General features: G+C 56.4%; 24 protein-coding genes and 1 tRNA gene. 15 read left to right on the top strand and 10 right to left on the bottom strand.

Annotated features, from left to right (window positions below; translation table 11 throughout):
• Position 1: 1 nt before the first annotated feature.
• A complete protein-coding gene (locus AC2AXP_RS20765) occupies positions 2 to 610 on the bottom strand; it encodes an HD domain-containing protein (RefSeq protein ID WP_004959018.1) in 609 nt (202 codons plus the stop codon).
• Positions 611 to 804: 194 nt separating this feature from the next.
• On the opposite strand from AC2AXP_RS20765, the gene trhA reads away from it, so the two are divergent.
• Together trhA and AC2AXP_RS20755 are read left to right on the top strand one after the other, a co-directional pair.
• Positions 805 to 1,479 carry a PAQR family membrane homeostasis protein TrhA gene (trhA, locus tag AC2AXP_RS20760; protein WP_039992574.1) on the top strand — a complete coding sequence of 225 codons (675 nt, stop codon included), beginning with the start codon at positions 805 to 807 and terminating at the stop codon, positions 1,477 to 1,479.
• A 153-nt stretch (positions 1,480 to 1,632) separates the two neighbouring features.
• On the top strand, positions 1,633 to 2,133 hold the full coding sequence (locus AC2AXP_RS20755; RefSeq protein ID WP_004959022.1) for a DUF2165 family protein: 501 nt from the start codon (positions 1,633 to 1,635) through the stop codon (positions 2,131 to 2,133).
• Positions 2,134 to 2,187: 54 nt separating this feature from the next.
• On the opposite strand, the gene ygfZ is transcribed toward AC2AXP_RS20755, so the two are convergent.
• Positions 2,188 to 3,177 carry a tRNA-modifying protein YgfZ gene (gene ygfZ, locus AC2AXP_RS20750; protein WP_004959025.1) on the bottom strand — a complete coding sequence of 330 codons (990 nt, stop codon included), beginning with the start codon at positions 3,175 to 3,177 and terminating at the stop codon, positions 2,188 to 2,190.
• 322 nt (positions 3,178 to 3,499) lie between these two features.
• Between ygfZ and sdhE the strand changes: the two genes are divergently transcribed.
• From sdhE to creD, 5 genes are all read left to right on the top strand, one after another.
• Positions 3,500 to 3,766, top strand: coding sequence for an FAD assembly factor SdhE (gene sdhE / locus AC2AXP_RS20745; RefSeq protein ID WP_004959027.1), 267 nt, complete (start codon positions 3,500 to 3,502; stop codon positions 3,764 to 3,766).
• The gene (locus AC2AXP_RS20740) at positions 3,747 to 4,172 is read left to right on the top strand and encodes a protein YgfX (RefSeq protein ID WP_039991778.1); all 426 of its coding nucleotides are present in this window, start codon (positions 3,747 to 3,749) and stop codon (positions 4,170 to 4,172) included. Before sdhE ends, AC2AXP_RS20740 begins: the two co-directional genes overlap by 20 nt.
• A complete protein-coding gene (gene creB / locus AC2AXP_RS20735) occupies positions 4,172 to 4,867 on the top strand; it encodes a two-component system response regulator CreB (protein ID WP_371902344.1) in 696 nt (231 codons plus the stop codon). The genes AC2AXP_RS20740 and creB overlap by 1 nt, the downstream gene beginning before the upstream one ends.
• Positions 4,864 to 6,303 (top strand): two-component system sensor histidine kinase CreC, encoded by a 1,440-nt coding sequence (gene creC / locus AC2AXP_RS20730; RefSeq protein ID WP_198774103.1) that lies wholly within the window; start codon positions 4,864 to 4,866, stop codon positions 6,301 to 6,303. The genes creB and creC overlap by 4 nt, the downstream gene beginning before the upstream one ends.
• Positions 6,304 to 6,366: 63 nt before the next feature.
• On the top strand, positions 6,367 to 7,695 hold the full coding sequence (creD, locus tag AC2AXP_RS20725; protein WP_484381908.1) for a cell envelope integrity protein CreD: 1,329 nt from the start codon (positions 6,367 to 6,369) through the stop codon (positions 7,693 to 7,695).
• Positions 7,696 to 7,735: 40 nt separating this feature from the next.
• Here creD and fldB read toward each other — a convergent pair whose 3' ends face one another.
• Positions 7,736 to 8,254: a flavodoxin FldB gene (gene fldB / locus AC2AXP_RS20720; protein ID WP_004959039.1), complete on the bottom strand. Its 519-nt coding sequence runs from the start codon at positions 8,252 to 8,254 to the stop codon at positions 7,736 to 7,738.
• A 114-nt stretch (positions 8,255 to 8,368) separates the two neighbouring features.
• Between fldB and xerD the strand changes: the two genes are divergently transcribed.
• The 8 genes from xerD (at position 8,369) to AC2AXP_RS20680 (ending at position 16,056) form a co-directional block, all read left to right on the top strand.
• The gene (gene xerD, locus AC2AXP_RS20715) at positions 8,369 to 9,268 is read left to right on the top strand and encodes a site-specific tyrosine recombinase XerD (RefSeq protein ID WP_004959041.1); all 900 of its coding nucleotides are present in this window, start codon (positions 8,369 to 8,371) and stop codon (positions 9,266 to 9,268) included.
• Positions 9,269 to 9,294: 26 nt separating this feature from the next.
• Positions 9,295 to 10,011, top strand: coding sequence for a bifunctional protein-disulfide isomerase/oxidoreductase DsbC (gene dsbC, locus AC2AXP_RS20710; protein WP_004959043.1), 717 nt, complete (start codon positions 9,295 to 9,297; stop codon positions 10,009 to 10,011).
• Between the two features lie 6 nt (positions 10,012 to 10,017).
• A complete protein-coding gene (recJ, locus tag AC2AXP_RS20705) occupies positions 10,018 to 11,751 on the top strand; it encodes a single-stranded-DNA-specific exonuclease RecJ (RefSeq protein WP_004959045.1) in 1,734 nt (577 codons plus the stop codon).
• Positions 11,752 to 11,902: 151 nt separating this feature from the next.
• Positions 11,903 to 13,001, top strand: a protein-coding gene (gene prfB / locus AC2AXP_RS20700) for a peptide chain release factor 2 (RefSeq protein WP_102991031.1) whose coding sequence is annotated in 2 segments (ribosomal slippage) — positions 11,903 to 11,977 and positions 11,979 to 13,001 — 1,098 coding nt in all. Because the reading frame shifts where the segments join, the coding sequence is not laid out codon by codon here.
• A gap of 9 nt (positions 13,002 to 13,010) precedes the next feature.
• Complete coding sequence (gene lysS / locus AC2AXP_RS20695) at positions 13,011 to 14,528, top strand: lysine--tRNA ligase (RefSeq protein ID WP_004959050.1); 1,518 nt, start codon at positions 13,011 to 13,013, stop codon at positions 14,526 to 14,528.
• Between the two features lie 155 nt (positions 14,529 to 14,683).
• Positions 14,684 to 14,757, top strand: a tRNA-Gly gene (locus AC2AXP_RS20690).
• A gap of 530 nt (positions 14,758 to 15,287) precedes the next feature.
• On the top strand, positions 15,288 to 15,749 hold the full coding sequence (locus AC2AXP_RS20685) for an STM2901 family protein (protein WP_484381907.1): 462 nt from the start codon (positions 15,288 to 15,290) through the stop codon (positions 15,747 to 15,749).
• Entirely contained in the window at positions 15,742 to 16,056 is a 315-nt protein-coding gene (locus AC2AXP_RS20680; RefSeq protein WP_449145666.1) for a DUF1493 family protein, read from the top strand. The genes AC2AXP_RS20685 and AC2AXP_RS20680 overlap by 8 nt, the downstream gene beginning before the upstream one ends.
• Before the next feature lie 268 nt (positions 16,057 to 16,324).
• Here the strand turns inward: AC2AXP_RS20680 and AC2AXP_RS20675 are convergent, their stop codons facing one another.
• The 7 genes from AC2AXP_RS20675 to fimA form a co-directional block, all read right to left on the bottom strand.
• Complete coding sequence (locus AC2AXP_RS20675) at positions 16,325 to 17,329, bottom strand: fimbrial protein (RefSeq protein WP_088499776.1); 1,005 nt, start codon at positions 17,327 to 17,329, stop codon at positions 16,325 to 16,327.
• A 230-nt stretch (positions 17,330 to 17,559) separates the two neighbouring features.
• Positions 17,560 to 18,075 carry a fimbrial protein gene (locus tag AC2AXP_RS20670; RefSeq protein ID WP_088499775.1) on the bottom strand — a complete coding sequence of 172 codons (516 nt, stop codon included), beginning with the start codon at positions 18,073 to 18,075 and terminating at the stop codon, positions 17,560 to 17,562.
• 10 nt (positions 18,076 to 18,085) lie between these two features.
• Entirely contained in the window at positions 18,086 to 19,087 is a 1,002-nt protein-coding gene (locus tag AC2AXP_RS20665) for a fimbrial protein (RefSeq protein WP_088499774.1), read from the bottom strand.
• Positions 19,087 to 21,732: a fimbrial biogenesis usher protein gene (locus tag AC2AXP_RS20660; protein WP_198773897.1), complete on the bottom strand. Its 2,646-nt coding sequence runs from the start codon at positions 21,730 to 21,732 to the stop codon at positions 19,087 to 19,089. The genes AC2AXP_RS20665 and AC2AXP_RS20660 overlap by 1 nt, the downstream gene beginning before the upstream one ends.
• Before the next feature lie 81 nt (positions 21,733 to 21,813).
• Positions 21,814 to 22,518, bottom strand: a complete 705-nt coding sequence (locus AC2AXP_RS20655) for a fimbria/pilus periplasmic chaperone (RefSeq protein ID WP_273870793.1) — start codon at positions 22,516 to 22,518, stop codon at positions 21,814 to 21,816.
• Positions 22,519 to 22,544: 26 nt separating this feature from the next.
• Positions 22,545 to 23,087, bottom strand: coding sequence for a fimbrial protein (locus AC2AXP_RS20650; protein ID WP_227745701.1), 543 nt, complete (start codon positions 23,085 to 23,087; stop codon positions 22,545 to 22,547).
• A gap of 55 nt (positions 23,088 to 23,142) precedes the next feature.
• Positions 23,143 to 23,700 (bottom strand): type 1 fimbrial major subunit FimA, encoded by a 558-nt coding sequence (gene fimA / locus AC2AXP_RS20645; protein ID WP_004959089.1) that lies wholly within the window; start codon positions 23,698 to 23,700, stop codon positions 23,143 to 23,145.
• Positions 23,701 to 24,294 lie beyond the last annotated feature (594 nt).

The raw sequence follows: 24,294 nt of genomic DNA, 5'->3' as shown, positions 1-24,294 counted from the left end.
GTTACTTCAGCCAGCCTTTGCGCTGTGCTTCATGCAGATGGTGGGACAGGTGCTGCCACAGTTCCGGGTAGACCTCGGCGATCATGGCGTTGCGCGATAGTACCTGATCGAGGCTGATGCCGTTTTCAACCCAGCTCTGCCCCTGGTTATGCAGATTCATCAGCATGGGCATGGTGCGATCCAGCACCAGTGCAAAACGTGCATCGGCGCTTTCGCCGTCTTCATATTCCTGCCATAACGCGGTGAAATACTCGCGCTGTGGTTCCGGCAACAGACCAAACAGACGACGCGCTGCGGCGACTTCCTGATCGTGAATCGCGGCACGTGCGGCCAGATCGTACACCAGCACGTCGCCGGCATCGATTTCGACGATGTCATGCAGCAGGGCCATCTGGATCACGCGTTGGATATCAACGTCTTCAGCGGCATAAGGCGCCAGGCTCATGGCGGCGATGGCGAAGTGCCAGCTGTGCTCGGCGGAGTTTTCCTGACGCTGGGTGCCCAACACTTTGGTACGGCGCTGAACGCTCTTGAGTTTATCGATTTCCATCAGGAACTGGATGACCTGAGTCATGGCGCCAAATTCTAACGCGGGTACGGCAGATGACATGATACAGCCTCGGTAGTCGGTGGGTTTAAAGCAGGATGATTGTAGATCACTCAACGGCAGATTTCGACGTTTGCGCTTTGTTACACGCCAACACAGTTTTATTTTAGCGTACACGTGTACACTGGAATTATTCTCAGCTAAGCTGCGTTGTGGAAATTTCGAGCAAGAATACCGGTTTTGAGGGTTTGGTGGTTATGGGAAAAGCGGGTGGAATTAAAGCCAGGGCCGACAAGTTGGCCAATGCGGCTTATCCGTGGGCGGAAGAGATCGCCAACAGTATCAGTCATGGGATTGGGTTGATTTTCGGCATTGTCGGTTTGGTGCTGCTGCTGGTGCAGGCGGTGGATACCGGCGCCGGGGCCACCGCCATCGCCAGTTACAGCCTGTACGGCGGCAGCATGATCCTGCTGTATCTGGCTTCTACGCTTTATCATGCCATTCCGCATCAAAAGGCCAAATACTGGCTGAAAAAGTTTGATCATTGTGCCATCTATCTGTTGATCGCCGGCACCTATACGCCATTTTTACTGGTCGGGCTGGATTCGCCGCTGGCACGCGGCTTGATGGCGGTGATCTGGGGGATGGCGCTGTTTGGCGTGATCTTCAAGCTGGCATTTGCCCACCGTTTCGAGGCGCTGTCGTTGGTGACCTATCTGACCATGGGCTGGCTGTCGCTGATCGTGATCTATCAACTGGCTACGCGACTGGATATCGGCGGCGTTACGCTGCTGGCCGTCGGCGGAGTCGTGTATAGCCTGGGGGTAATTTTTTATGCCTCCAAGCGTTGGCGTTTCGGCCATGCCATCTGGCACGCTTTTGTACTGGGCGGCAGCGTGTGCCATTTTATGGCGATTTATCTGTACGTCTGATAGCCGAACGTTAAATCCATATTGAATAAGCGTTTCTTTTGCGTTAGAAAGAAGCGCTTGTTTCTTTCGGGTATCCAACAAGTTCCTTTCGTCTTCCTGAGCCCGCAATACGCATCCTCCGATGCTCTTTGTTTTCTTTCAGGACTTATCATTATGATCATTCGCTTATCCAAAGCGCTGCTAGTCTGCGCCATTGCCTTGTTCGCCTCATTGGTCGCCTTCGGTAACATCACCGATTACGGCTCTAACTTTGCCTTTGTTCACCACGTATTTATGATGGATACCCTTTTCCCTGACGCCACCATTCGCTATCGCGCCATTGATACCCCGTGGATGCACCATGCCGGCTATATCGGCATCATTGCGCTGGAAACCTTAACGGCGCTGTTGTGCTGGATTGGCGGGGTGCGTTTGTTGCGTGCGCTCAGGCTGCCGGCGGCGGCGTTTAATCATCGTAAGGCGTGGGCGGTAGCCGGCCTGACGTTAGGGTTCCTGACCTGGCAGGTGGGGTTTATGTCGATCGGCGGCGAATGGTTCGGTATGTGGATGTCAAAACAGTGGAACGGAGTGCCTGACGCCTTCCGTTTCTTTGTGACCATCCTGTTGGTGCTGATTTATCTGGTGCAGCGTGATGACGAGCTTCAGCAGCAGTAAATCACAGAGGCTGGAATAAAAAAAGGCGCAACCCGTTGCGCCTTTGCTGTCGAATTATTCTTCGGTTAGCGAGTACGGCAGCGGCATGATGCCGAGTTCGCCGCCAACGTCCTCACGCAGCCGCAGCTTGCTGTCCGCTGCCAGATCGTTATTCAACACCGCCTGCACCCAGATGGTGCCGTCGGCCAACTGGCTGGCAGCCAGCACGGTGCCGGTGCGGCGCCAGTTGTCCCCCAGTTGCAGTTCCAAATCGTCCGAGGCGGCGGGCACCCGACTGCCTTTCCCTGCCAGCCAATACATGGCGCGCTTGTTGGCGCCGCGGAACTTGGCGCGCGCCACCATTTCCTGCCCGGTATAACAGCCTTTGCTAAAGCTGATGCCGCCCAGTGCCTGCAGGTTGGTGGCCTGCGGAATCAGTTGCGCGCTGTTTGGCGCGTCGATAATCGGGTAGCCAGCTTCAATGTCCAGCGTCAGCCACTGCTGGCTGTCGTTCAATTGCGCCTGCTCTTGCAGTTTTGCGCAAAGCTGTTCGGCGATTGCGGCCGTGGTGACCAGCAGAAAGCGTTCCGCCGGCAGGCTGAAGTGCAGCAGGGTGGTATCGCCGTCCTGCGCCACGGGATGCGCCGCGTCCGGTAATTGGCCGAACACGCCCGCCAGCGCCGCACGCGCCTGGAAACCGGCGACGCCCAGCAGTACCGCGTCGTTATCCGCGCTAAAGGTCACCTTGGAAAATACCGCGTACTTTTTGATTTCCGCCAGTTGGTTGTCTGCCAGACTACGGCGCTCCAGATAGGCGAAGCCTTCGCCACGCCGGAACAGCCGCAGATTGCTCCACATTTTACCTTTGGCATCGCAATGGCCGCACAGCACGTGCTGGTCAGCCGCCAGTTGGTCGAGGTCGGCGGTGACCTGACCCTGGAGGTATTTCACCGTGTCCGGGCCGTTCAGCGTCACCAGCGCCCAGTCTTCCAGCGATATCAGCGTAAGCGGCAGGTGAGACGAAGCGGAGGGTTGACGGGGTAGAAAAGGAATATTGAACGCCATAGTAAGATCCTGATTAACGTTAAGCTTACCGAAAGGAGTATGCCCACCATGGTAAAAGAGGCGACCGGCTTTGCAAACAGTTATTGCCTGGTAGCGCTTTTTTTGACATTTAGCGCTTAATTGCGCTTTCCGCAGCAAACGTTCTTCCCGGCGAGTATGTCAAATTGTTACTCTATACGCTTACGGCTGACATTACCCTGACAAACTAATTGTTAACCGACGGAATTATATCGAGCAAGCGTTGCCATACAGTGTAACAGGTGAACCCTATACTGGCATTGCCACGCCGAAGCCACGCAGAACAGAGGTTAGTCATTACAACATGGATATCAATAACAAAGCACGTATTCACTGGGCTTGCCGCCGCGGCATGCGCGAACTGGATATCTCGATCATGCCGTTTTTTGAATATGAGTACGATTCGTTGAGCGATAAAGACAAGGCGCTGTTTATTCGCCTGCTGGAATGTGACGATCCAGATTTATTTAACTGGCTGATGAATCATGGCGCTCCGCAGGATGACGAACTGCAGAGAATGGTGACCTTGATCCAGACGCGAAATAAAGACCGTGGCCCAGTGGCGATGTAATGTCCGTATCTCCTGGCGCACCCAAATCGTTTCGCTGTTGGCGCACGGCGCGCTGATACTGCTGATCCTGATTTCGCCGTGGCCCGAAGGTTACGGCCCGCTATGGCTGGTGCTGCTGACGCTGGTGGTGTTTGAATGCATCCGCAGCCAAAAGCGCATTGCCACGCGCCAGGGAGAGCTGCGGGTGCTGAGTGCGCCGCGGCATGTGGTGTGGGACGGCCAGGAATGGCGGGTTATCGGCCGGCCATGGATGCCGCGCTTCGGTATTCTGTTCACGCTGGAACCGCTTGACGGGCAAAAACGACGTCGGCTGTGGCTGGCGTCCGACTGCATGAGCAAAGCGGACTGGCGGCAACTGCGCCAGCGGTTGTCGTTCCCGCCGGAGGATGATAGCGAGGCGCCGTGATGAAACCGCCGATCTGGCTGGTAGAAGATGAACCCAGCATTGCCGATACGCTGGTTTACACGCTGGAAAGCGAAGGGTTCCAGGTGCGTTGGTTCGAACGCGGAGAACCGGCGCTGCAGGCGTTGGCGCAGGGGGAACCGGCGCTGATCATCCTTGACGTCGGCTTGCCCGATATTAACGGCTTTGAGCTTTGCCGCCGCTTGCTGGCGCAGTCGGCTGACTTGCCGATCCTGTTTTTAACCGCACGCAGCGACGAGATCGACCGGCTGCTCGGGCTGGAGATCGGCGCAGATGATTACGTTGCCAAACCGTTTTCGCCCCGAGAAGTCAGCGCCAGGGTGCGCACCATCCTGCGCCGATTACACAAGCAGCAACGCATAACGGCGTCGGCGACTCATCGCGTGGGCGAGCTGGTGCTCGATGAAGACGCCGCCACCGTGCATTATTACCAACGGCCGTTGGCGCTGACCCGTTACGAATACCTGTTGTTGAAAACCCTGCTGCTGGCGCCGGGGCGGGTATTTTCACGTCAACAACTGATGGAGGTGGTCTGGGCCCAGGCGGAAGACAGCCTTGAACGTACCGTCGATACCCACATCAAAACGTTGCGCGCCAAGCTGCGGGCGGTCAATGCCCACGCCTCGCCGATTCACACCCATCGCGGCCTGGGGTATAGCGTGGTTCGCCAGCCATGAGAATCGGCCTGCGACTGCTGCTGGGATATTTCCTGATCGTCGCGGTGGCGGGCTACTTCGTGCTGAGCATTTTTGTACAGGAAGTCAAACCTGGCGTGCGGCGTGCGACCGAAAGCACGCTGGTTGATACCGCCAGCCTGTTGGCGCAGATAGCCCGCCAGGACATGCAACACGGCGAGGTGGCCAACGGTCGCTTGGCGCAGGCGTTCATTCGACTCAACCAGCAACCTATCGGCGCTAATATTGCCGGCATCCGCAAAGATCGCAGCGAATATCACGTTTATCTTACCGACGCGCAGGGGCGAGTCATTTTCGACTCTGCCGGCCAGGCGCTGGGGCAGGATTATTCGCGCTGGAACGACGTTTATCTGACGCTGCGTGGGCAATACGGCGCGCGCAGTAGCCGTAGTAACCCGGCGGATGAAAACAGCTCGGTGATGTACGTTGCCGCACCGGTGCGCGAAGGGCGCAAAATCATCGGCGTGCTGAGCGTCGGCAAGCCCAACAGCAGCATGACTCCGGTGATCAAGCGCAGCGAACGGCGCATTCTGCTGGCGGGGGGCGTGCTGCTCGGTATCGCTTTACTGATTGGGTTGGGATTTGTCTGGTGGATTAACCGGTCGATAGGTCGCCTGGTGCATTATGCCGACGGGGTGGCGCAGGGTGAAGTGGTCACGCTGCCGAACATTGGCACCCATGAACTGGCGCGATTGGCGCAGGCACTGGAAAGCATGCGTCTCAAACTGGAGGGCAAAGCGTACATCGAACGGTATGTGCATACGCTGACGCACGAGTTGAAAAGCCCGCTGGCGGCGATCCGCGGCGCGGCGGAGCTGTTGCACGAGCAACCCCCTCCGGCCACGGCACGGCGTTTTCTGATCAATATTGAACAACAGAGCGCCCGTATCCAGCAATTGGTCGATAAGCTACTGGTACAGGCGCGGCTGGAAAGTCGGCTCGAGCTGGAGATGTCACCGCTGGCGATGGCCGATCTGCTGCGCCAGGTGGTGCAGGGCAAAGAAGCGCAGGCGACGCGACGCGGCGTACAGTTGCAGCTCATCGCCGCCGACGCCGCCACCCTGTATGGCGATGCGCTGTTGATCGAACAGGCGCTGACCAATCTGCTTGATAACGCACTGGACTTCACTCCGCCAGGCGGTACGGTTCATCTGCGGGGCGAACAGGGTGAGCAGGAGTACCGCATTACGGTCAGCGACAGCGGCAGCGGGATCCCCGACTACGCGCTGGATAAAGTCTTCGAGCGGTTTTATTCGCTGGCCCGCGCCGATAAACCCAAAAGCAGCGGCCTGGGGCTGAACTTTGTGCAGGAAGTGGCCCGTCTGCACCGGGGCAGTATTCATCTGCACAACCGCCAACCCCACGGCGTCGAGGCGATCTTCAGCTTATCCTCCGGGCTTCACCGTCCCTTCACATAACCACATTCTGTCTTCACCTACGGGTTTTAACATGGCGCCATGGCTAATCAGGAGCGCATAACCATGTTGAAATCAGTGTTGTTTTGGAAAATGGTAACGTTGTTGGGATTGATGATTTTATTACTGATCCCGATTGCGGAATTGATGAGTGTAATACAGGAGCGCAGCGGCTATCGGCAAAGCGTGGTTGGCCAGGTGAGCGAAAGCACCAGCCGGGCGCAACGCATACTGGGCCCGGTCATCGTCATCCCTTACACCGAGCGGCAAGAAAAAAAGGACCAGGCAAGGCAGGTCACGGTCGATACGCTGCGTCACTATCGCTATCTGCTGCCGGAAAGCTTGCAGGTGACCGGCAAGCCCAACGTCGAGGTGCGCAAGCTGGGCATTTACCAGACTCAGGTTTACCAGGGACCGCTGACCTTCAAGGCCCGCTTTGAGCCGTTGGATCTGGCCGAGCTGCAGCGTAGCAACGTCGTCGTTGGCCAACCCTTTTTACTGGTTTCACTGAGCGATTCACGCGGCATCAAGCGTATTTCTCCGTTAAGCGGCAACCAACCGGCGATATTTGAGCCGGGCACGCGCATCGCTGAACTGCCGCAGGGCATTCATGCGCCGTTGGCGTTGGCGGCGCTGCAAACCGAGGGGATCGACGCCGAATTCACCTTGACGCTGGCGGGAACCAGCAGCCTTTCACTGGTGCCGCTGGGGCGCAATAGCGAGCTCGCGTTGCACAGCAACTGGCCGCATCCCAACTTTCTTGGCAATTTCCTGCCGGATGAACGCAAGGTCACGGCTGAAGGGTTTAACGCCCGTTGGCGCAGCACCTGGTTTGCCAACAATATCAACAGCGCCTTTATCGACCAGGACGGTATAGTCAAGGCGGATAAACTGCCGAGCTTCAGCGTCAGCCTGATTGAACCGGTGGATCATTATCAACTGACCGAACGGGCGGTAAAATACGCGCTGCTGTTTATCGGTTTGACGTTTATGGCGTTCTTTTTGTTTGAAACGCTGACCGGGCTGCGCGTTCACCCCATGCAATACCTGCTGGTGGGGGCGGCGCTGGTGCTGTTCTACCTGGTATTACTGGCGTTTTCCGAGCACCTGGGCTTTGACGCCGCCTATTGGCTGGCCAGTCTGGCATGCAGCGGGCTGATAGCTTTTTATCTGAGCGCGGCACTGCGTGGCAAACGTTGGGGGGCGCTGTTTGCCGTCAGCCTGCTGGCGCTGTACGGCGTGCTGTACTTGCTGTTGCAATCCGAAGATAACGCCCTGGTGTTGGGGGCGAGCCTGCTGTTTGCGATACTGGCGGGCATCATGTTGCTGACGCGCAAACTGGACTGGTATCAGGTGGCGGATCCGGCGCGGTTAACCCGCAAGGAAGCGGACTGACCTTTTGGGCGCGGCGTGCCGCGCCCTGGTTGATTGCCGGTTACAGCAATGGCTCCATTTCCAGCAGGATCTGTTCGCACCATTGTTGCAGGCGATCTTCGCTCATATCGTATTGATTGACGTCGTCCAGTGCCAGGCCGACAAAATGTTTGCCGTCGGCCGCCAGCGGTTTCGGGCTGGTAAACTCAAAGCCGTCGATTGGCCAGAAACCGATAAACTGCACGCCGCGCGGTTTGAGCTGGTCGTGCAGCATGCCTAGCGCATCGAGGAACCATTCGCCATAACCGAGTTGATCGCCCATGCCGTACATGGCGACAATCTTGCCTTGCAGATCCAGTTCAGCCAACTGCGGCCAGATGGCTTCCCAGTCCTCCTGCAACTCGCCGAAATCCCAGGTGGGGATGCCGAGGATCAGCACGGAATAGTCTTCCATCAGTTTGGGTGAGACGTCTTTCAGGTTGTGCAGGTCGACCAGGTCTTCACCCAGAATCTCACGGATTTTTTCTGCCGCCATTTCGGTGTAGCAGGTGCTGGAGCCGTAAAACAGACCAATCTTCATGTTTTAACCGTTATGTTGCCGTTGGTAGTGCGTGGAATGGCAACGAGTGTATCAGATTTACGCTGGCTTAAGGCATAATGCCAACGGTGTAAACCGTAACAAAGAGAGGACCAGGTGCAACAACAGGCGAATGCGCTGATCGAGCAATTTTTGGATGCACTGTGGCTTGAACGCAATCTGGCGGAAAATACGCTGGCCTCTTATCGGCTGGATTTACAGGCGTTGGTCAACTGGCTGGCGCAGCACAACAGCGACTTGCTACAGGCCGAGGCGCTGGATTTGCAGGCGTTTCTTGCCGAACGGGTAGAGGGCGGTTACAAGGCCAGCAGCTCCGCGCGCCTGTTGAGCGCCATGCGTCGCCTGTTCCAATACCTGTATCGCGAAAAAATGCGTGCCGACGATCCCACCGCGTTGCTGGCCTCGCCCAAACTGCCGCAGCGGCTGCCGAAGGATCTGAGCGAAGCGCAGATCGATGCGCTATTGCAGGCGCCGTGCGTCGATCAGCCACTGGAACTGCGCGACAAGGCGATGCTGGAAGTGCTGTACGCCACCGGGCTGCGGGTTTCCGAGCTGGTGGGGTTAAGCATCAGCGACGTCAGCCTGCGCCAGGGCGTGGTGCGGGTGATCGGCAAAGGCAACAAGGAACGGCTGGTGCCATTGGGAGAGGAAGCCGTGTACTGGATCGAAAATTATCTGGAACATGGCCGCCCGTGGCTGGTCAATGGGCAGACGATCGACGTGCTGTTCCCCAGCCAGCGCTGTCAGCAAATGACGCGACAGACGTTCTGGCATCGTATCAAACACTATGCGATCCTAGCCGGCATCGACAGCGAACGATTATCGCCGCACGTGTTGCGGCACGCATTCGCCACCCATTTGCTGAACCATGGGGCCGATCTTCGTGTCGTACAGATGTTACTGGGACATAGCGATCTCTCTACCACACAAATTTATACGCATGTAGCAACCGAACGACTGAAACAGCTACATCAACAGCATCACCCGCGCGCCTGACGCCCGGGTTCGAAAGGATTGGAACAATGAAAAAAGGTTTAATGCTGGTTTCTCTGCTGGTGGCCTCGGTGGCCGGCACGGCTCACGCCGATGACGCGTCAATCAAGAAAGCGCTGGTCAGCCTGGGCATTCAGCAGGCGGACGTGCAGCCTTCTCCGGTCGCCGGTTTGAAAACCGTACTGACCGAAAGCGGCGTACTGTACGTGTCCGAAGACGGCAAGCATATCCTGCAGGGGCCGCTGTACGACGTCAGCGGCAAAGAGCCGGTCAACGTCACCAACCAGCTGTTGGGCACCCAACTGGCCGCCTTGAAGGATCAGATGATCGTCTACAAGGCGCCGAAGGAAAAACACGTGATCACCGTGTTTACCGACATCACCTGCGGCTACTGCCACAAACTGCACGAGCAGATGAAAGAGTACAACGATCTGGGCATTACCGTACGCTACCTGGCATTCCCGCGTCAGGGGCTGAATTCCCAGGCCGAAAAAGACATGCAGTCGATCTGGTGTACCGCCGACAAGGCCAAGGCGTTTGACGCCGCGATGAAGGGCGACGCGGTTTCACCGGCCACCTGCAAGACCGACATCAGCAAGCATTATGCGCTCGGCGTGCAGTTCGGTATTCAGGGGACGCCGGCCATCATCCTGGAAAATGGCATGATGATCCCAGGCTATCAGGGGCCGAAGGAAATGGCCGCCATGCTGGACGCGCATCAGGCCGCAACCAAAGCCGGTGGTTAATCGCCGGTGAGTATCAAAACCCAATTACGCCGTCGCGAGACGGCGAATGACAGTCATCTACCGGTCAATTTGCACCCGTTGCTGCGCCGACTTTACGCCCAGCGCGGCGTTCAGGGCGAACAGGAGCTGGAGCGCAGCGTAAAAGGCATGCTGCCCTGGCAACTGCTGGATGGCATCGATGCCGCGGTGGACATTCTGCAACAGGCACTGGCGGACGGCCGCCGCATCATGATCGTTGGCGACTTTGACGCCGACGGTGCGACCAGTACCGCGTTGACGGTGCTGGCATTGCGCAGCATGGGCGGCAACAACGTCCAGTATCTGGTACCGAACCGCTTTGAGGACGGCTATGGCCTGAGTCCGGAAGTGGTTGAGCAGGCGGCGACCCGTGGCGCGCAGCTGATCGTGACCGTGGACAACGGCATTTCCTCTCACGCTGGCGTTGAGGTCGCACACGCCAAGGGCATGCAGGTACTGGTTACCGATCACCACCTGCCGGGGGAAACGCTGCCGGCAGCCGAAGCCATCGTCAACCCTAACCTGCGCGAATGCGCGTTCCCGTCGAAGTCGCTGGCCGGCGTCGGCGTGGCGTTTTATCTGATGCTGGCGTTGCGTGCGCGGCTGCGCGACAGCGGCTGGTTTGAACAGCGCGCGATGGCGATGCCCAATCTGGCCGAGCTGCTGGATCTGGTGGCGTTGGGTACGGTGGCCGACGTGGTGCCGCTTGATGCCAATAACCGCATTCTGGTGTATCAGGGGCTGAACCGTATCCGTGCCGGCAAGTGCCGCCCCGGGGTGCGTGCGCTGCTGGAGGTGGCCAATCGCGATGCGCGCCAGCTGGCGGCCAACGACCTGGGCTTTGCCCTCGGCCCGCGGCTGAATGCCGCCGGCCGGCTGGATGACATGTCGATAGGCGTTGCGCTGCTGTTGAGCGACGACATTGCGCAGGCGCGCATGTTGGCCAACGATCTGGACGCGCTCAACCAGACGCGCCGCGAGATCGAGCAGGGCATGCAGGTGGAAGCGCTGCAGCTGTGCGACCAGCTTGAGCGTACCAGTACCACGCTACCGTACGGTTTGGCGATGTATCATCCCGAATGGCATCAGGGAGTGGTCGGCATATTGGCATCGCGCATCAAAGAGCGTTTTCACCGGCCGGTGATTGCCTTTGCCCCGGCGGGGGACGGTATTCTGAAAGGTTCTGGTCGTTCGATAGCCGGTCTGCACATGCGTGATGCGCTGGAGCGGCTCGACACCCTCAACCCCGGGCTGATGCTCAAGTTCGGCGGCCATGCGATGGCAGCCGGGCTGTCGCTGGAGGAAGCGCGGTTTGACGAGTTCCGCCAGCGTTTTGGCGAACTGGTGGGTGAATGGCTCGATCCTGCGATGCTGGAGGGCGTTATCTGGTCCGATGGCGAACTGGCGATGCAGGAGCTGACGCTGGAAACGGCGGAGCTGTTGCGCGAAGGCGGCCCCTGGGGGCAGGCGTTCCCGGAGCCGACCTTCGACGGGCGGTTCCGTATTCTGCAACAGCGTCTGGTGGGTGAAAAACACCTGAAGCTGATGGTGGAGCCGCTTGGTGGCGGCCCACTGCTGGACGGTATCGCCTTCAACGTTGATACCACGCTGTGGCCCGACAGCAGCGTGCGCGAAGTGGAGCTGGCCTACAAGCTCGACGTCAACGAGTTTCGCGGCAACCGCAGCGTACAGCTGCTGATCCAGCATATCTGGCCCTACTGAGCCATTTGGCCGGGGCGTGGCTACCGCAGCGCCCCGGCAACTTCCCAGAAAAACTGCCTAACTCGCTATAATCTGTTACCCAGATCCGCTAGAATTATCGGTTCCATGGCATCCCGCCATTGACGACATCTAACGTAAGAACGCTAAAACCATGTTTGAAATAAACCCGGTAAAAAACCGAATTCAGGACCTGTCCGAGCGGACTGCCGTTCTTAGGGGGTATCTTTGACTATGATGCCAAGAAAGAACGCTTAGAAGAAGTTAACGCCGAGCTGGAACAGCCGGACGTCTGGAACGAGCCCGAACGCGCGCAGGCGCTGGGTAAGGAACGTTCCGCGCTCGAAGCCATCGTTGAAACCATCGACAACCTGAGCCAGGGTGAAGAAGATGTGACCGGCCTGCTTGAGCTGGCGGTTGAAGCCGACGATGAAGAAACCTTTAACGAGGCGGTGGTTGAGCTTGATCAACTGATCGCCAAGCTGGAACAGCTAGAATTCCGTCGTATGTTCTCTGGTGAATACGACAGCGCGGATTGCTACCTGGACATTCAGGCGGGTTCCGGCGGCACCGAAGCGCAGGACTGGGCCAGCATGCTGCTGCGCATGTACTTGCGTTGGGCAGAAGCCAAAGGCTTCAAGACCGAAGTGATTGAAGAGTCCGACGGCGACGTTGCGGGCCTGAAATCAGCCACCATCAAGATTATCGGTGACTACGCGTTCGGCTGGTTGCGCACTGAAACCGGCGTTCATCGCCTGGTGCGCAAGAGCCCGTTCGACTCCGGCGGTCGCCGTCACACCTCGTTCAGTTCGGTGTTTGTCTACCCGGAAGTCGATGAAGATATCGATATCGACATCAACCCGGCGGATCTGCGTATCGACGTTTACCGCGCTTCAGGTGCCGGTGGTCAGCACGTCAACAAAACCGAGTCCGCGGTGCGTATTACCCACTTGCCGACCAACATCGTCGTGCAGTGCCAGAACGACCGTTCACAGCATAAGAACAAGGATCAGGCATTCAAACAGCTGCGAGCCAAGCTGTATGAATACGAGATGCAAAAGAAAAATGCTGACAAACAGGCGTTGGAAGACAACAAGTCCGATATCGGCTGGGGTAGCCAGATCCGCTCTTACGTACTGGATGATTCCCGTATCAAGGATTTGCGCACCAACGTTGAAACGCGTAACACGCAGGCCGTACTGGATGGCGACCTGGATAAATTCATTGAGGCAAGTTTGAAAGCCGGGTTATGAGGAACAGAAATGTCTGAGCAACAATCACAGGGCGCCGATCAGGCGTTGGATCTCAACAACGAGCTGCAGTCACGCCGCGAGAAGCTGGCTGCGCTGCGCGAGAACGGCATTGCGTTCCCGAATGATTTCCGTCGTGACACCACGTCCGACAAGCTGCACGCCGAGTACGACAGCAAGGAAAACGACGAGCTGGAAGCGCTGGGCGTAGAAGTGACCGTCGCTGGCCGCATGATGACCCGTCGTATCATGGGCAAGGCGTCGTTCGTTACGCTGCAGGACGTGGGCGGTCGCATTCAGCTGTACGTCGCGCGCGACGATCTGGCGGAAGGCGTTTACAACGAGCAGTTCAAAAAGTGGGATCTGGGCGATATCCTGGGCGCACGCGGCAAGCTGTTCAAAACCAAGACCGGCGAACTGTCGATCCACTGCACCGAACTGCGTCTGTTGACCAAAGCCCTGCGTCCGTTGCCGGACAAGTTCCACGGCCTGGCCGATCAGGAAACCCGCTATCGCCAGCGCTATCTTGATCTGATCGCCAACGAAGAGTCACGCAATACCTTTAAAGTGCGTTCGCAGATCATGTCTGGCATTCGTAACTTTATGGTTGGCCGCGGCTTTATGGAAGTCGAAACGCCAATGATGCAGGTGATCCCGGGGGGCGCGTCTGCCCGTCCGTTCGTCACGCACCATAATGCGCTTGATATCGACATGTATCTGCGTATTGCGCCAGAGCTGTACCTCAAGCGTTTGGTGGTCGGCGGCTTCGAGCGGGTGTTCGAAATCAACCGTAACTTCCGTAACGAAGGCGTTTCGCCGCGTCACAACCCAGAGTTCACCATGATGGAACTCTATATGGCGTACGCGGATTACAAAGATCTGATCGAACTGACCGAATCGCTGTTCCGTACTCTGGCGCAAGACGTGCTGGGTAAAACGGCGGTGCAGTACGGTGATGAAGTGTTCGACTTCGGCAAGCCGTTTGAAAAGCTGACCATGCGCGAAGCGATCAAAAAATACCGTCCGGAAACCGACCTGGCCGATCTGGATGACTTTGACAAGGCAAAAGCGATTGCCGAATCGATTGGCATCAAGGTTGAGAAGAGCTGGGGTCTGGGCCGCGTAGTGACCGAAATTTTCGAGGAAACTGCCGAAAGCCACCTGATCCAGCCGACCTTCATTACCGAATATCCGGCTGAGGTTTCCCCGCTGGCGCGTCGTAACGACCAGAACCCGGAAATCACCGATCGCTTTGAGTTCTTCATTGGCGGCCGTGAAATCGGTAACGGCTTCTCCGAGCTGAACGACGCAGAAGACCAGGCTCAGCGCTTTGCCGACCAGGTTGCGGCGAAGGACGCGGGTGACGACGAAGCGATGTTCTACGATGAAGACTACGTAACATCGCTGGAGCACGGCCTGCCGCCAACCGCTGGCCTCGGCATCGGTATTGACCGTATGGTGATGCTGTTTACCAACAGCCACACCATCCGTGACGTGATCCTGTTCCCGGCAATGCGCCCGACCAAATAAGATCCACAGCCGAATAAAAACCGGTGCAGGCTGCTGCGCCGGTTTTTTTATCCTCAGCGTCTGCAGTGAACTAACTGCCTAAAACATCAGCAGTTATGTGCGAACTCTGCTTGCCCGCCGGCGATAACCGGTTATAATGCCAGTCGCACACCGTTGCGGGTGTAGTTCAATGGTAGAACGGCAGCTTCCCAAGCTGCATACGAGGGTTCGATTCCCTTCACCCGCTCCAAATTCTCTTTTAGCTACACTATGCAGCTAAAATAGCCCTCTACAGAGGCGTTGCCTCTCTGATAGCTACCATTGAACTACACGCTCACCTGTCGCGACAGGATGTGTTGATTGGTTAGAGATCATACCTTCTTGCTGGCAGTAGTTCCACGTCTCAAACTGCGATAATCCAACTTGATAGACGATGCCGCCAATCACGGTTTAAACCTTCGCTAAAGCGCGCTACACAAACAGCATGACAGCCGATGCCCCTAGATGCTTCCACGGTAGAGGGGATAAACAAGGTTACGGTGGTTTTGCACTGGTAGCAATAGAATCGGCTCTGCCTGCGTGCCGCTTTCGCTTCCTGATGGATACACAAGCCGCCTGATAAATGTTTGTGGTGTGTTACAGGCCAGTGGATAGTCTTTCTGATGCTCTCGCTAACGCTCGCTGGTTTTCCTTACCACCAACGGGCTTTATGGCTCTTATTGTCCTAATCATGGTTCATTAGTACTATTGAGGACGATTTGTAACCATGGGGAAACAGGGATGGATACGGTTGAAGAGTTAGGCGGAAAGTATTTTTTCAACGGAATGAGCCTAGACAAAGATGAACTCCTCCTGTGGCTTATCCTTGATGAGTTTCAGAAACAGTTCGGCGGGGTGGTTGATTTGCTGGCTATTGCTTCAATGCTGGTTAGCCTGCCCGTGATTCCTGTGAAGGGAAAGATTGGTAGGGCATCTGGTATAGGCACAGCAGGAACCAGTCCATTATCGATAGCCTCACGTACGCTGATTCAACAAAGATTTAAGAACGCCAAAAAAACCATTACATGGGCCAAGTTAATACGTGGCGAGTGGGCTTACACTACGAGTATTGGTGCCTATGTCGGCCGCTGGCTTCCTTGGGTTGGTGCAGTTCTGACAGCTTATGATTTGGCTATGGTAACTCGTAATGTCATCCATCGTTATGAACTTATTGTTGGAAAAAGGATCGGCGGCAATGAATGAAGCCAATGAAGTTCATCAGCTACTTAAAAAATACTTCTGGGAAATGTCGGATGATGCGTCGCTGAGTACAGGTAAAAAGAGCGTACTCCCTGAAGATGCTTATGATTTTCTAGAAGAATATGCCGATAAGATGCATGTTGATATGGACAACTTTGAGTTTCGCAAATACTTTCCAAACAGGGGGATTTGGTTCTTACCTAATGCGATTCTCCCGAAGCATATGCAAACAGATCGCCACGAACCAGCAGAGTTAACTGTCGAGATGTTGATAAAGTCTGCCAAGGCCGGGCGCTGGTTGTATGATTAACCTTCATCATCGAATGTCATGGTATGAGGGCAGGAGCGGCCAGCACTAACCGTCGTCGTTTCTGTTCTCCGAGCATTCTCATAAACACAGAATTAGGGACAGGCTCCAGTAAGATTCTCATAGCTTCCTCCCTTTAGAACTTAACGTTCATCATAGCCTTTTCAACATCCTGATCGGTAATCCCTATGTACACTTGAGTAACGGCGGCGTTGCTGTGATTCAGCATCTTCATAACCAAGCCGATAAATCGGTCTTCTTTTTTGCTTCCTCAGGCGAAGTCAATGCGCAGATAACCCCGAGAGGTCACCGGGCCTTCTGCCGGTTTTGCCCCGGTGATGCTGACCGGATACACCTTGATGGTGACGTTGGCGCCGGCCTCTTGCAGCTTGAACGGCAGCACGCTGGAAAAGTCATTCGGCGTCAGCGGCCGGTCGTTAGCGTCGGTGATGACAAAGCCGACGTCCTTGTTATTGGAAACCAGCGCGTTGCCGGCGGTATTATCGGCCTGCACGCGCAGGGTCAGATTGGCGTAGGCGTCGATGTTGTTACACTTGATGCCCAGATTGCGCGCTATCGGGTTAACCCCGCTGGCCTTGGCGCCGGCGGTTTTAAATGCCCCGGTAGAAACGTTGCCAAAGTCGACGGTGACGATCTGCCCGGCGTTGATCACACAAGTCTGCGGCACCGTGATGCTGTAGTTAAGGTAGACGTTGGCCATTACCACGGCTTGATGGCTACAGCCAGCGCCAGGGCAGGCCCCCAAACGGCCGAGGAAAATATTGTTGGCGTAGGTGCCGTTGATCAACGGCCGGATAATCTTTAACGAGGAATCCCAGGTTGTGGGATCCCACACACCATTCGTAACATCTATCTGGCATGTGGTAATTTTTAGAACTCTCCGGTTAAACGGTGTATACCAAGCTCCACATACATTCCTCATGCGGACGGCCACGGCGAAATAGTCATCAACCGGTTGATATACCCAGTCAGTTGGCGAGGTGCCGAAAGGGGGCAGGGTGCCGTCTATCTTACTGAAAGAAATAGATGTATAGCCGGGAGAGAAAATGCCAAAAAAGCCGGTGTCTATATAGCCAACGGAAAAAGTGGTACTGGGCTCAGTATGGCCCACCGCATTATCGGTTAACCCCAGGGTTTTATTGATCGACAGATTAATGGTCTGGTTGCAGCCGGAACAGGCGGCCTGCGCCGGGCTCAGCAGGCAAGCTGCGCCAAGCAGCACAAACATCCACATCGCTATGAAAGAAACGGTCATCACAGGCCTCCTGCCTTGGCATGGTTTATTGCTGGCTTTCGCTGCCCTGCGGCAGCCGGTAAGACACTTCACAACGCTCCACCGCACCGTGGCCGCACGCCACCTGCAGCTTGCCGCTTAGCGGCAGGCCAGACAGCTAGCGCTGGCGGTTTTCGCCAGCGATGCTGGCATCGCTGCCGTTTGGCTGCGTGGCGGTTCGCCGCCGCTTCTCGCTGCTGCAGCCGATTACATTACTGATATTCCAGCGAAAATGTGGCGTCGGCATTGGCCAGGCCGGCCTTGACCGGCTGCGCGGTGGCGACGTACTGGCCGTAAAATTGCAGATTCTGCTTACCCGGCCCGGCCTTGAGCGGATAAATGCCGCTGGGCTTGCCCAGCGGGATACGGTTTTTGTCTTTATCAAGAATGGCCAGCCCGACGTTCTGTGCCGAGCCGGCGCCGGTTAGCGCCAGCAGGCTACTGTCGGCGCCGTTGGCGGTGCCGTTAAAGGTCATCTTGACGCCTCTGGCCCCGGCGTCGCAGTCTTCCAGCGTCAGGATAAAGGGTTTGGCCAGCGTCTCCGGGTTGACGGCAAACTGCTTGTCCGCCCAGTCGCCCATCTGTACCGTCTGGTTTTGCGAAGCCAGGCTGACGCTACAGGTGTTGGCAACCAGATTGGCGGTGATCGAAATATTGATCACCCCCAGATCGGCCCGGCAGTGGAGCGTGGCGAGCAGCGCCAGCGCGGCGATTAGCTGTTTTTTCATGTTTGTTTCCTCAGGCGAAGTCAATGCGCAGATAACCCCTAGAGGTCACCGGGCCTTCTGCCGGTTTTGCCCCGGTGATGCTGACCGGATACACCTTGATGGTGACGTTGGCGCCGGCCTCTTGCAGCTTGAACGGCAGCACGCTGGAAAAGTCATTCGGCGTCAGCGGCCGGTCGTTAGCGTCGGTGATGACAAAGCCGACGTCCTTGTTATTGGAAACCAGCGCGTTGCCGGCGGTGTTGTCGGCCTGCACGCGCAGGGTCAGGTTGGCGTAGGCGTCGATGTTATTGCACTTGATGCCCAGGTTGCGCGCTATCGGGTTAACCCCGCTGGCCTTGGCGCCGGCGGTTTTAAATGCCCCGGTAGAAACGTTGCCGAAGTCGACGGTGACGATCTGCCCGGCGTTGATCACACAGGTCTGCGGCACCGTGATGCTGTAGTTGAGGTAAAGGTTGGCGATAACTATCGCCTGATGGCCGCAACTGATGCCAGGGCAGGCGCCCCAGCGGCCGAGGAAGACATTGTTGGCGTAGGTGCCGTTGATCAACGGTCGGATAATCTTTAGCGATGAATCCCAGGTTGTTGGTTGAATTAAGTTGTTAGCAATCATGGGTTTACATGACGGATAGCCAACTGCAGGGCTACTAGATGGCACATAATGAGCTCCACATACATTTCGCGCACGGATAGCAACGGCGAAATAATCATCTACCTGTTGATACACCCAGTCGCTTGGCTTGGTGCCAAAAGGGGGCAGGGTGCCGTCTATTCTGCTGAAAGAAAACGACAGATAGCCGCCGAAAAAGCCATAAAATCCGGTATTTACGCCGGAAATGGTAAAAGAAGTACTGGGCTCAGTATGGCCCACCGCATTATCGGTTAATCCCAGGGTTTTATTGATCGACAGATTAATGGTTTTGTTGCAGCCGGAACAGGCGGCCTGCGCCGGGTTCAGCAGGCAAGCTGCGACAAGCAGCGTAAACAACCACATCGCTTTGAAAAAAACAGACATCACTGGCACCCCGCCTTGGCATAGTTTATTGCCTGGTGTTCGCTGCCCTGTGGCAACTGGTAAGACACTTCACAACGCTCCGCCGCACCGTGGCCCCACGCCACCTGCAACTTGCCGCTTAGCGGCAGGCCAGACAGATACACCTGGCCGTTTTCGCCGACGATGCTGGCACCGCTGCCGTTTTCCTGCGCCACGGTGGCGCCAAACGGCACCGCCTTACCATTGCGCTGCTGCAGCATCATCAAGGCTCTGGCGCCAATGCGTGCCGCAAACTCGGCGCGTACCAGTGCGCCTTTGGTCGGTATAACGTTCACCACCGCATCGTCCAGATCGGCATTGTCTTGCAGGGTGGTCGGGTCAAGCGCCACCCGGTTCAGGCGATAGGTGGTGGCGTAGGGCATCACCGCATAGCCGCGCCAGTCGGTGCTGACGCCGGTGGCATTTTCAACCGCTACCGCTTTGGCGCCGGCGGCGGCCACCAGCACGTTGGTATCGCTGAGCGGCTGGCTAAGGGTGACGCCGTTGGCGTGAGCGGTAATCCCGCCGCTCAGGCCATAGTTCACCTGCCGGTAGCCGCTGCTGTAGCTGTAGCTGAGGTTGCTGTTGCCGTAAGTTCCCTGGTAGTTCAGGTTGGCGCTGCCGTTGCCGCCGCCCCCGCGGTTGCTGTACCCCTGCATGACGCCGTAGGTCAGGTTTTTGCCCGCCAGCAGGCTACCGCTAACGCCGGCCTGCTGGGCCAGTTGCCCGTGGGTGTCGGTGTTGGCCGCATAGGTGGCATAAGCGGTGCTGGAGGAGCGGGTGATATCGCTGGCCGCGCCGCCGCCCGACAGCCACTTGCCAAGCGGCAGCGAAAGGTTGAGCGCCACGCGCTTGTCGGCCTCTGCCAGCCCCGGACTTTTGTTATGGCTGTAGGAAAGGCTATAGCTGATGTCGTTCCAATAGGCGCTGTAGCCGGCTTGCAGCAGATCGTTTTTCTCGTCGGTGTGCCAATAGGTTTGTCGGCTGCCGGTCAGGAACAGTGAGCCATAGTCCCAGACCTGCTGGGTGATATTGACCTGCACCCGCCCCTTTTTGGAGTATTTGAGGTTGTAATACTGATTGGCCGTCGGCTTGACGTCGACCGGGCCATCCTGGGTGTTGAGCGAATAGCCACTCATACGGCGATAACTGGTGTCATCCAGCGTGTAGAAGCCTTCGGTCGAATAGCGGTAACCCAGCAACTGGAAGTTGGTTCCCGCCTCGTTCAGCGACTTGGCATAAAGGAAGCGCAGCGACTGCCCCTGGTGACGGCTGTCGTCCGCCAGGCGGCTGTTGGCCTGGGTAACGTCCGCCGACATTGCGCCCCAACTGCCCAGATTCTTGCCGGCGCCAAAGGCAAAGGCGGCATAGTCGTTCGACAGCTGGCTGCCGCCGTACAGCGTGACGCCAGCCGGCAGCCCCCAGATCAGCGTACCCTGGGCAAACCCCGGTTTGCCTTTATTGCCGTCGCCGCTGCGGTACTGCCCGGCGGTGGCGGCATACTTTACCCGCCCCTCGCGTTGCAAAACCGGCACGGCGGAATAGGGCACGGTAAAGCGGCTGATGCTGCCGTCGCTCTCCTGCACCTCGACCTTCAGGTCGCCGCTGGACGACGTGGGGTAGAGATCGCTAATGGCAAAGGCCCCGGGGGAAACGTAGGTCTGGTAAATGACATAGCCGTTCTGGTTGATGGTCACCTTGGCATGGCTCTTGGCCACGCCGTGCACCGTCGGGGCAAATCCGCGCAGGCTGTCCGGCAGCATATTATCGTCGGAGGCAAGCTGCACGCCGCGAAAATTGACGCTGTCAAACACGTCGTTGGGGCTGATGTGATCGCCCAGCGTCAGCTCGCCCTTGAGCGGAATGATGGCCCGTTGCAGGTAGGTGTTGATGTGCTGCCACTGGTTGGCATGCTGGCCGGCGCCGCTGCTGTATGACCAGCTGGAATTATCGCGCAGCCGCCACGCGCCCCAGTTGAAGCCGCTATTGAGGTTAAGAAAATAGCTATTGTTGGTGCTGGCTCCCCAGCTGTTACCACCGCTGAAATTATAGGTCAGCAGCGCGGCGGTGATGCCGTTATCCCACTGGTCGGGCGGGATGTAACCACGCACGTTATTCACCAGCATCACCTGTGGAATGCTGATCTTCAGTCGTTGCTTTTCAAAATCGAACTCGGACTGCGCACCCTCAATGACCTCTGGCAGCGGCAGGCATTGTTCGGGCTTTAATACGGTCAATTTGCTTTGCATGGTCATATTAACGTTCAGCGCGCTGAGCTGATTATATGACAGGCAGGGCAGCAGGCCGCTGTCATCATGTGCCGGCGCGTCTTTGTCTACGGGGACAAAGTTGATATTACGGGTGGCAACGTAATCGTCGTTAAGATAAAGCTCAACGTGATATTGCCCGGCGGCCTGCCCCTCGTCTTTTTCGAAACGCGACAAATCGGCGATAGCCGTAGGATCGCCTGACAGGAACGACGGGTTAAAGAATATCTCCGCGCTGACAGAGGCTGATGGCAGCATTGCAACCATAAATAGCGCCGGGCTGAAATAAGACCAGGTGCAATGGGGCAGGCAGCACTGTCTTAATCGCTGTGCGCACTTGCTAACAGCAAATGACCGCATAAATACTCCTTTATTTTAGGCAGCAGGTTCCCTGAGAGCCAAACAAGCCTCTGTAACACCTGTCCCTCGAAAATGTTTTTATTATTTCATTACGCCATTGATACTGGGCGTATTGGCGCCATAGTCATTAATTGTTTGGTATTTTATCGAGCCGTTAACGCCGGCCGGAATGGCAATGTCGGTATTGCTTTTGGGGGCCGCCATGGTATTTGGCAAATTGTGATTGCCAATATTAAAATTCACCAAAGTAATATAATAAGGCGTTGGATTATTAATGCTTATCTTGTTGCCCTGCTTATGGAACGTCAGCTTGGCCGGCGCATCTGCTGGCGACATCGCCAACCCCGCAGGGCGCACAAACAGTTTGATGCGCGACAACACGGCCAGTTGCAGCACGTTTTTGCCCTGTACCGCCTCGCGTTCGACCGCCGGGATCGCCTTGACGTTGATCCAGTAGACGCTTTCACGATCCGTCGGCGGCGTCTGGCCCACGTACATGATACGCAAGGTGTTTTCCCCCTGCGGTTTGCTGACGAACAGCGGCGGCGTCATGATGAAATCAGTGGTTTTTTCGCCGTTGGTTGTCTCGACCCAGGACTGAATCAAAAAGCGCAGATTCTTGTCGCTGTTGGTCACGGCCAATGAGGCCTGTTTGGCATCTGCCGGATAGACCACCCGCGTTGCCCCCAGCGCGATGCCACCGGCCTGCGCGGCAAAGCTGCTGATGGCAAGGGTGGAAAAAAACAACGTTAACCCCAGTTGGCGCAGTGATTTTTTGTTGAACACGCTGACCTCGTTGATGATTGATTGCCTTATTGATAGGTAAGAGCGAACCACGCCCAGCTATTGGCCTCACCGCCGGTAACCTGACGCGAGGTTGCGCGATAGCGAGCGGAAAAATGCAGCCTGGTCTCCCGGTCATTAATCATGGCCAGGCGGCTCGGCGGGGCGTTGGGCACCATCAGATCGCCATGGTCGTCAAACAGCGCCAGCCCGATACCGGGGCCACCCTGCGCGCCGTTGCCGGCTTTCAGCACCAGAGGATCCTTGCCGTCGGTCACGCCCCAGAAACTGACGCCCACCGCGTGGTAGATAGCCCGGTTGCAGCCAGTCAGATCGATACTGAATGCAACCGGAGGGGAATAGCTGCCCAGCCCGCTGAACTGGTTACTGCGCACGTCGCCCATTTCGACAATCTGAGCTTCGCTGCCGGTGCTGACTGAACAGGCTGCTGCCGTAATTGCACCGCGAAGTTTCACCTGCCCGCCATCAATGATGACGTGATGGCGATTCCCCGCCAGGGCAACCGCGGAAGACAGCATCAGCGCGGCAGAGATAATCGTTGAATATCGCAATGTAGGCTCCTTAACCGTCATGGCTCCGTGCGCAGTTCATCCCAAAGCGGAATGTTTATTGATATTGCATGGTAAAGGTGGCGTCAGCGTCGGCTTCACCTGGGGTAACCGCTTTGGCGGTGGCCTTGTAGCGTGCGGTAAAGTGCAGAATGTTTTTGCCGTCGGCCAGGGTGAAGGGGGCAGAGTAGCTGGCACCGTTCGGGATCAGCACGTTATCCAGATGATCGCGGATTTCGATGCCTACGCCCGAGGCAACGCCGGCGGCGCCGCCACCGGCGTTGCTGACGCCGAGCACGGTGTTATCGGTTTTGTCGGCCGCGCCGTTAAAGGCAACCGAGGCTTTGGTCGACACTGCGGTATCGCAATCCTCCAGCTTGATGGTAAAAGGCACCTTGCCGGAATAGTCGCCCGCAGCGGCAAACTTGGCGGTGCGATACTGACCAAGGTTCACGGTCTGATCGGTAGAGTCTGCGCTCACCGCGCAGGCGGCATTGACGATACGACCGACAAAGTGAATATTGCCGCCATAGGTGGTTGCCGTGGCAGCCAGTGCCGAGGCGCCGGTAGTCAGCAGTGCAGTCCCGATCAATATGCGAGATAAATTCTTGTACATGAAATTTCCTTTTAAATTATTTAATGGGAATTGCGCAGCCAAATATCCAAATACGGGCAGTAGCCGTTTGGCCGGCAAAAGAATAATGATGACGGGAGGTTAAACGGTGATTAAACGGTGTATTCTGATTTAAGTAACGTTATAAAACACCAATCAACCTGATATAAAAAACCTCTAGTGATTTATGCGTTATTTTTATTTATTACCTATAGTTGTTGCGATAAATATCGCCTATCTTGCGACATCCTAGTGACATTGTGTCACCTTGCCAGGAAACGCGCACCCGCAGGTAATGCGGGGTGTGGGGCTGAATTACGCAAATTGTAGCCATTGTATTTTCTGAATCAAACCGTCTGGTTGCTAATTTTCGTGTTATTTATTCCATTAATAATAACGACGATAATCACGCTGCGGTTTTATTTTAACTTGATGCTAATTGATTATCACTAAGTCGGTGCCTGTTGGTTTTTATATAACGGAGGCGGGAGGAAGAAGTTAAATTAAATTAAATTTATTCTTTGAGCGTTAAGGCAAACCTATATTCCTTGTCGATGGATTCTGCTGTTTCCCCGATTGTCGACCATAACAAGGAAT

Source organism: Serratia sp. Sp408, from assembly GCF_057180665.1.
This window is presented reverse-complemented; position numbering and strand designations above follow the sequence as displayed.

Coding starts and splice junctions, on each gene's coding strand:
- lysS (WP_004959050.1), top strand. CDS start 13,011: ATGTCTGAGCAACAATCACAGGGCGCCGATCAGGCGTTGGATCTCAAC.
- creB (WP_371902344.1), top strand. CDS start 4,172: ATGAAACCGCCGATCTGGCTGGTAGAAGATGAACCCAGCATTGCCGAT.
- AC2AXP_RS20765 (WP_004959018.1), bottom strand. CDS start 610: ATGTCATCTGCCGTACCCGCGTTAGAATTTGGCGCCATGACTCAGGTC.
- AC2AXP_RS20670 (WP_088499775.1), bottom strand. CDS start 18,075: ATGAAAAAACAGCTAATCGCCGCGCTGGCGCTGCTCGCCACGCTCCAC.
- AC2AXP_RS20660 (WP_198773897.1), bottom strand. CDS start 21,732: ATGCGGTCATTTGCTGTTAGCAAGTGCGCACAGCGATTAAGACAGTGC.
- fimA (WP_004959089.1), bottom strand. CDS start 23,700: ATGTACAAGAATTTATCTCGCATATTGATCGGGACTGCACTGCTGACT.
- AC2AXP_RS20685 (WP_484381907.1), top strand. CDS start 15,288: ATGGATACGGTTGAAGAGTTAGGCGGAAAGTATTTTTTCAACGGAATG.
- AC2AXP_RS20755 (WP_004959022.1), top strand. CDS start 1,633: ATGATCATTCGCTTATCCAAAGCGCTGCTAGTCTGCGCCATTGCCTTG.
- creC (WP_198774103.1), top strand. CDS start 4,864: ATGAGAATCGGCCTGCGACTGCTGCTGGGATATTTCCTGATCGTCGCG.
- AC2AXP_RS20680 (WP_449145666.1), top strand. CDS start 15,742: ATGAATGAAGCCAATGAAGTTCATCAGCTACTTAAAAAATACTTCTGG.
- fldB (WP_004959039.1), bottom strand. CDS start 8,254: ATGAAGATTGGTCTGTTTTACGGCTCCAGCACCTGCTACACCGAAATG.
- AC2AXP_RS20665 (WP_088499774.1), bottom strand. CDS start 19,087: ATGTCTGTTTTTTTCAAAGCGATGTGGTTGTTTACGCTGCTTGTCGCA.
- AC2AXP_RS20675 (WP_088499776.1), bottom strand. CDS start 17,329: ATGACCGTTTCTTTCATAGCGATGTGGATGTTTGTGCTGCTTGGCGCA.
- creD (WP_484381908.1), top strand. CDS start 6,367: ATGTTGAAATCAGTGTTGTTTTGGAAAATGGTAACGTTGTTGGGATTG.
- sdhE (WP_004959027.1), top strand. CDS start 3,500: ATGGATATCAATAACAAAGCACGTATTCACTGGGCTTGCCGCCGCGGC.
- trhA (WP_039992574.1), top strand. CDS start 805: ATGGGAAAAGCGGGTGGAATTAAAGCCAGGGCCGACAAGTTGGCCAAT.
- ygfZ (WP_004959025.1), bottom strand. CDS start 3,177: ATGGCGTTCAATATTCCTTTTCTACCCCGTCAACCCTCCGCTTCGTCT.
- dsbC (WP_004959043.1), top strand. CDS start 9,295: ATGAAAAAAGGTTTAATGCTGGTTTCTCTGCTGGTGGCCTCGGTGGCC.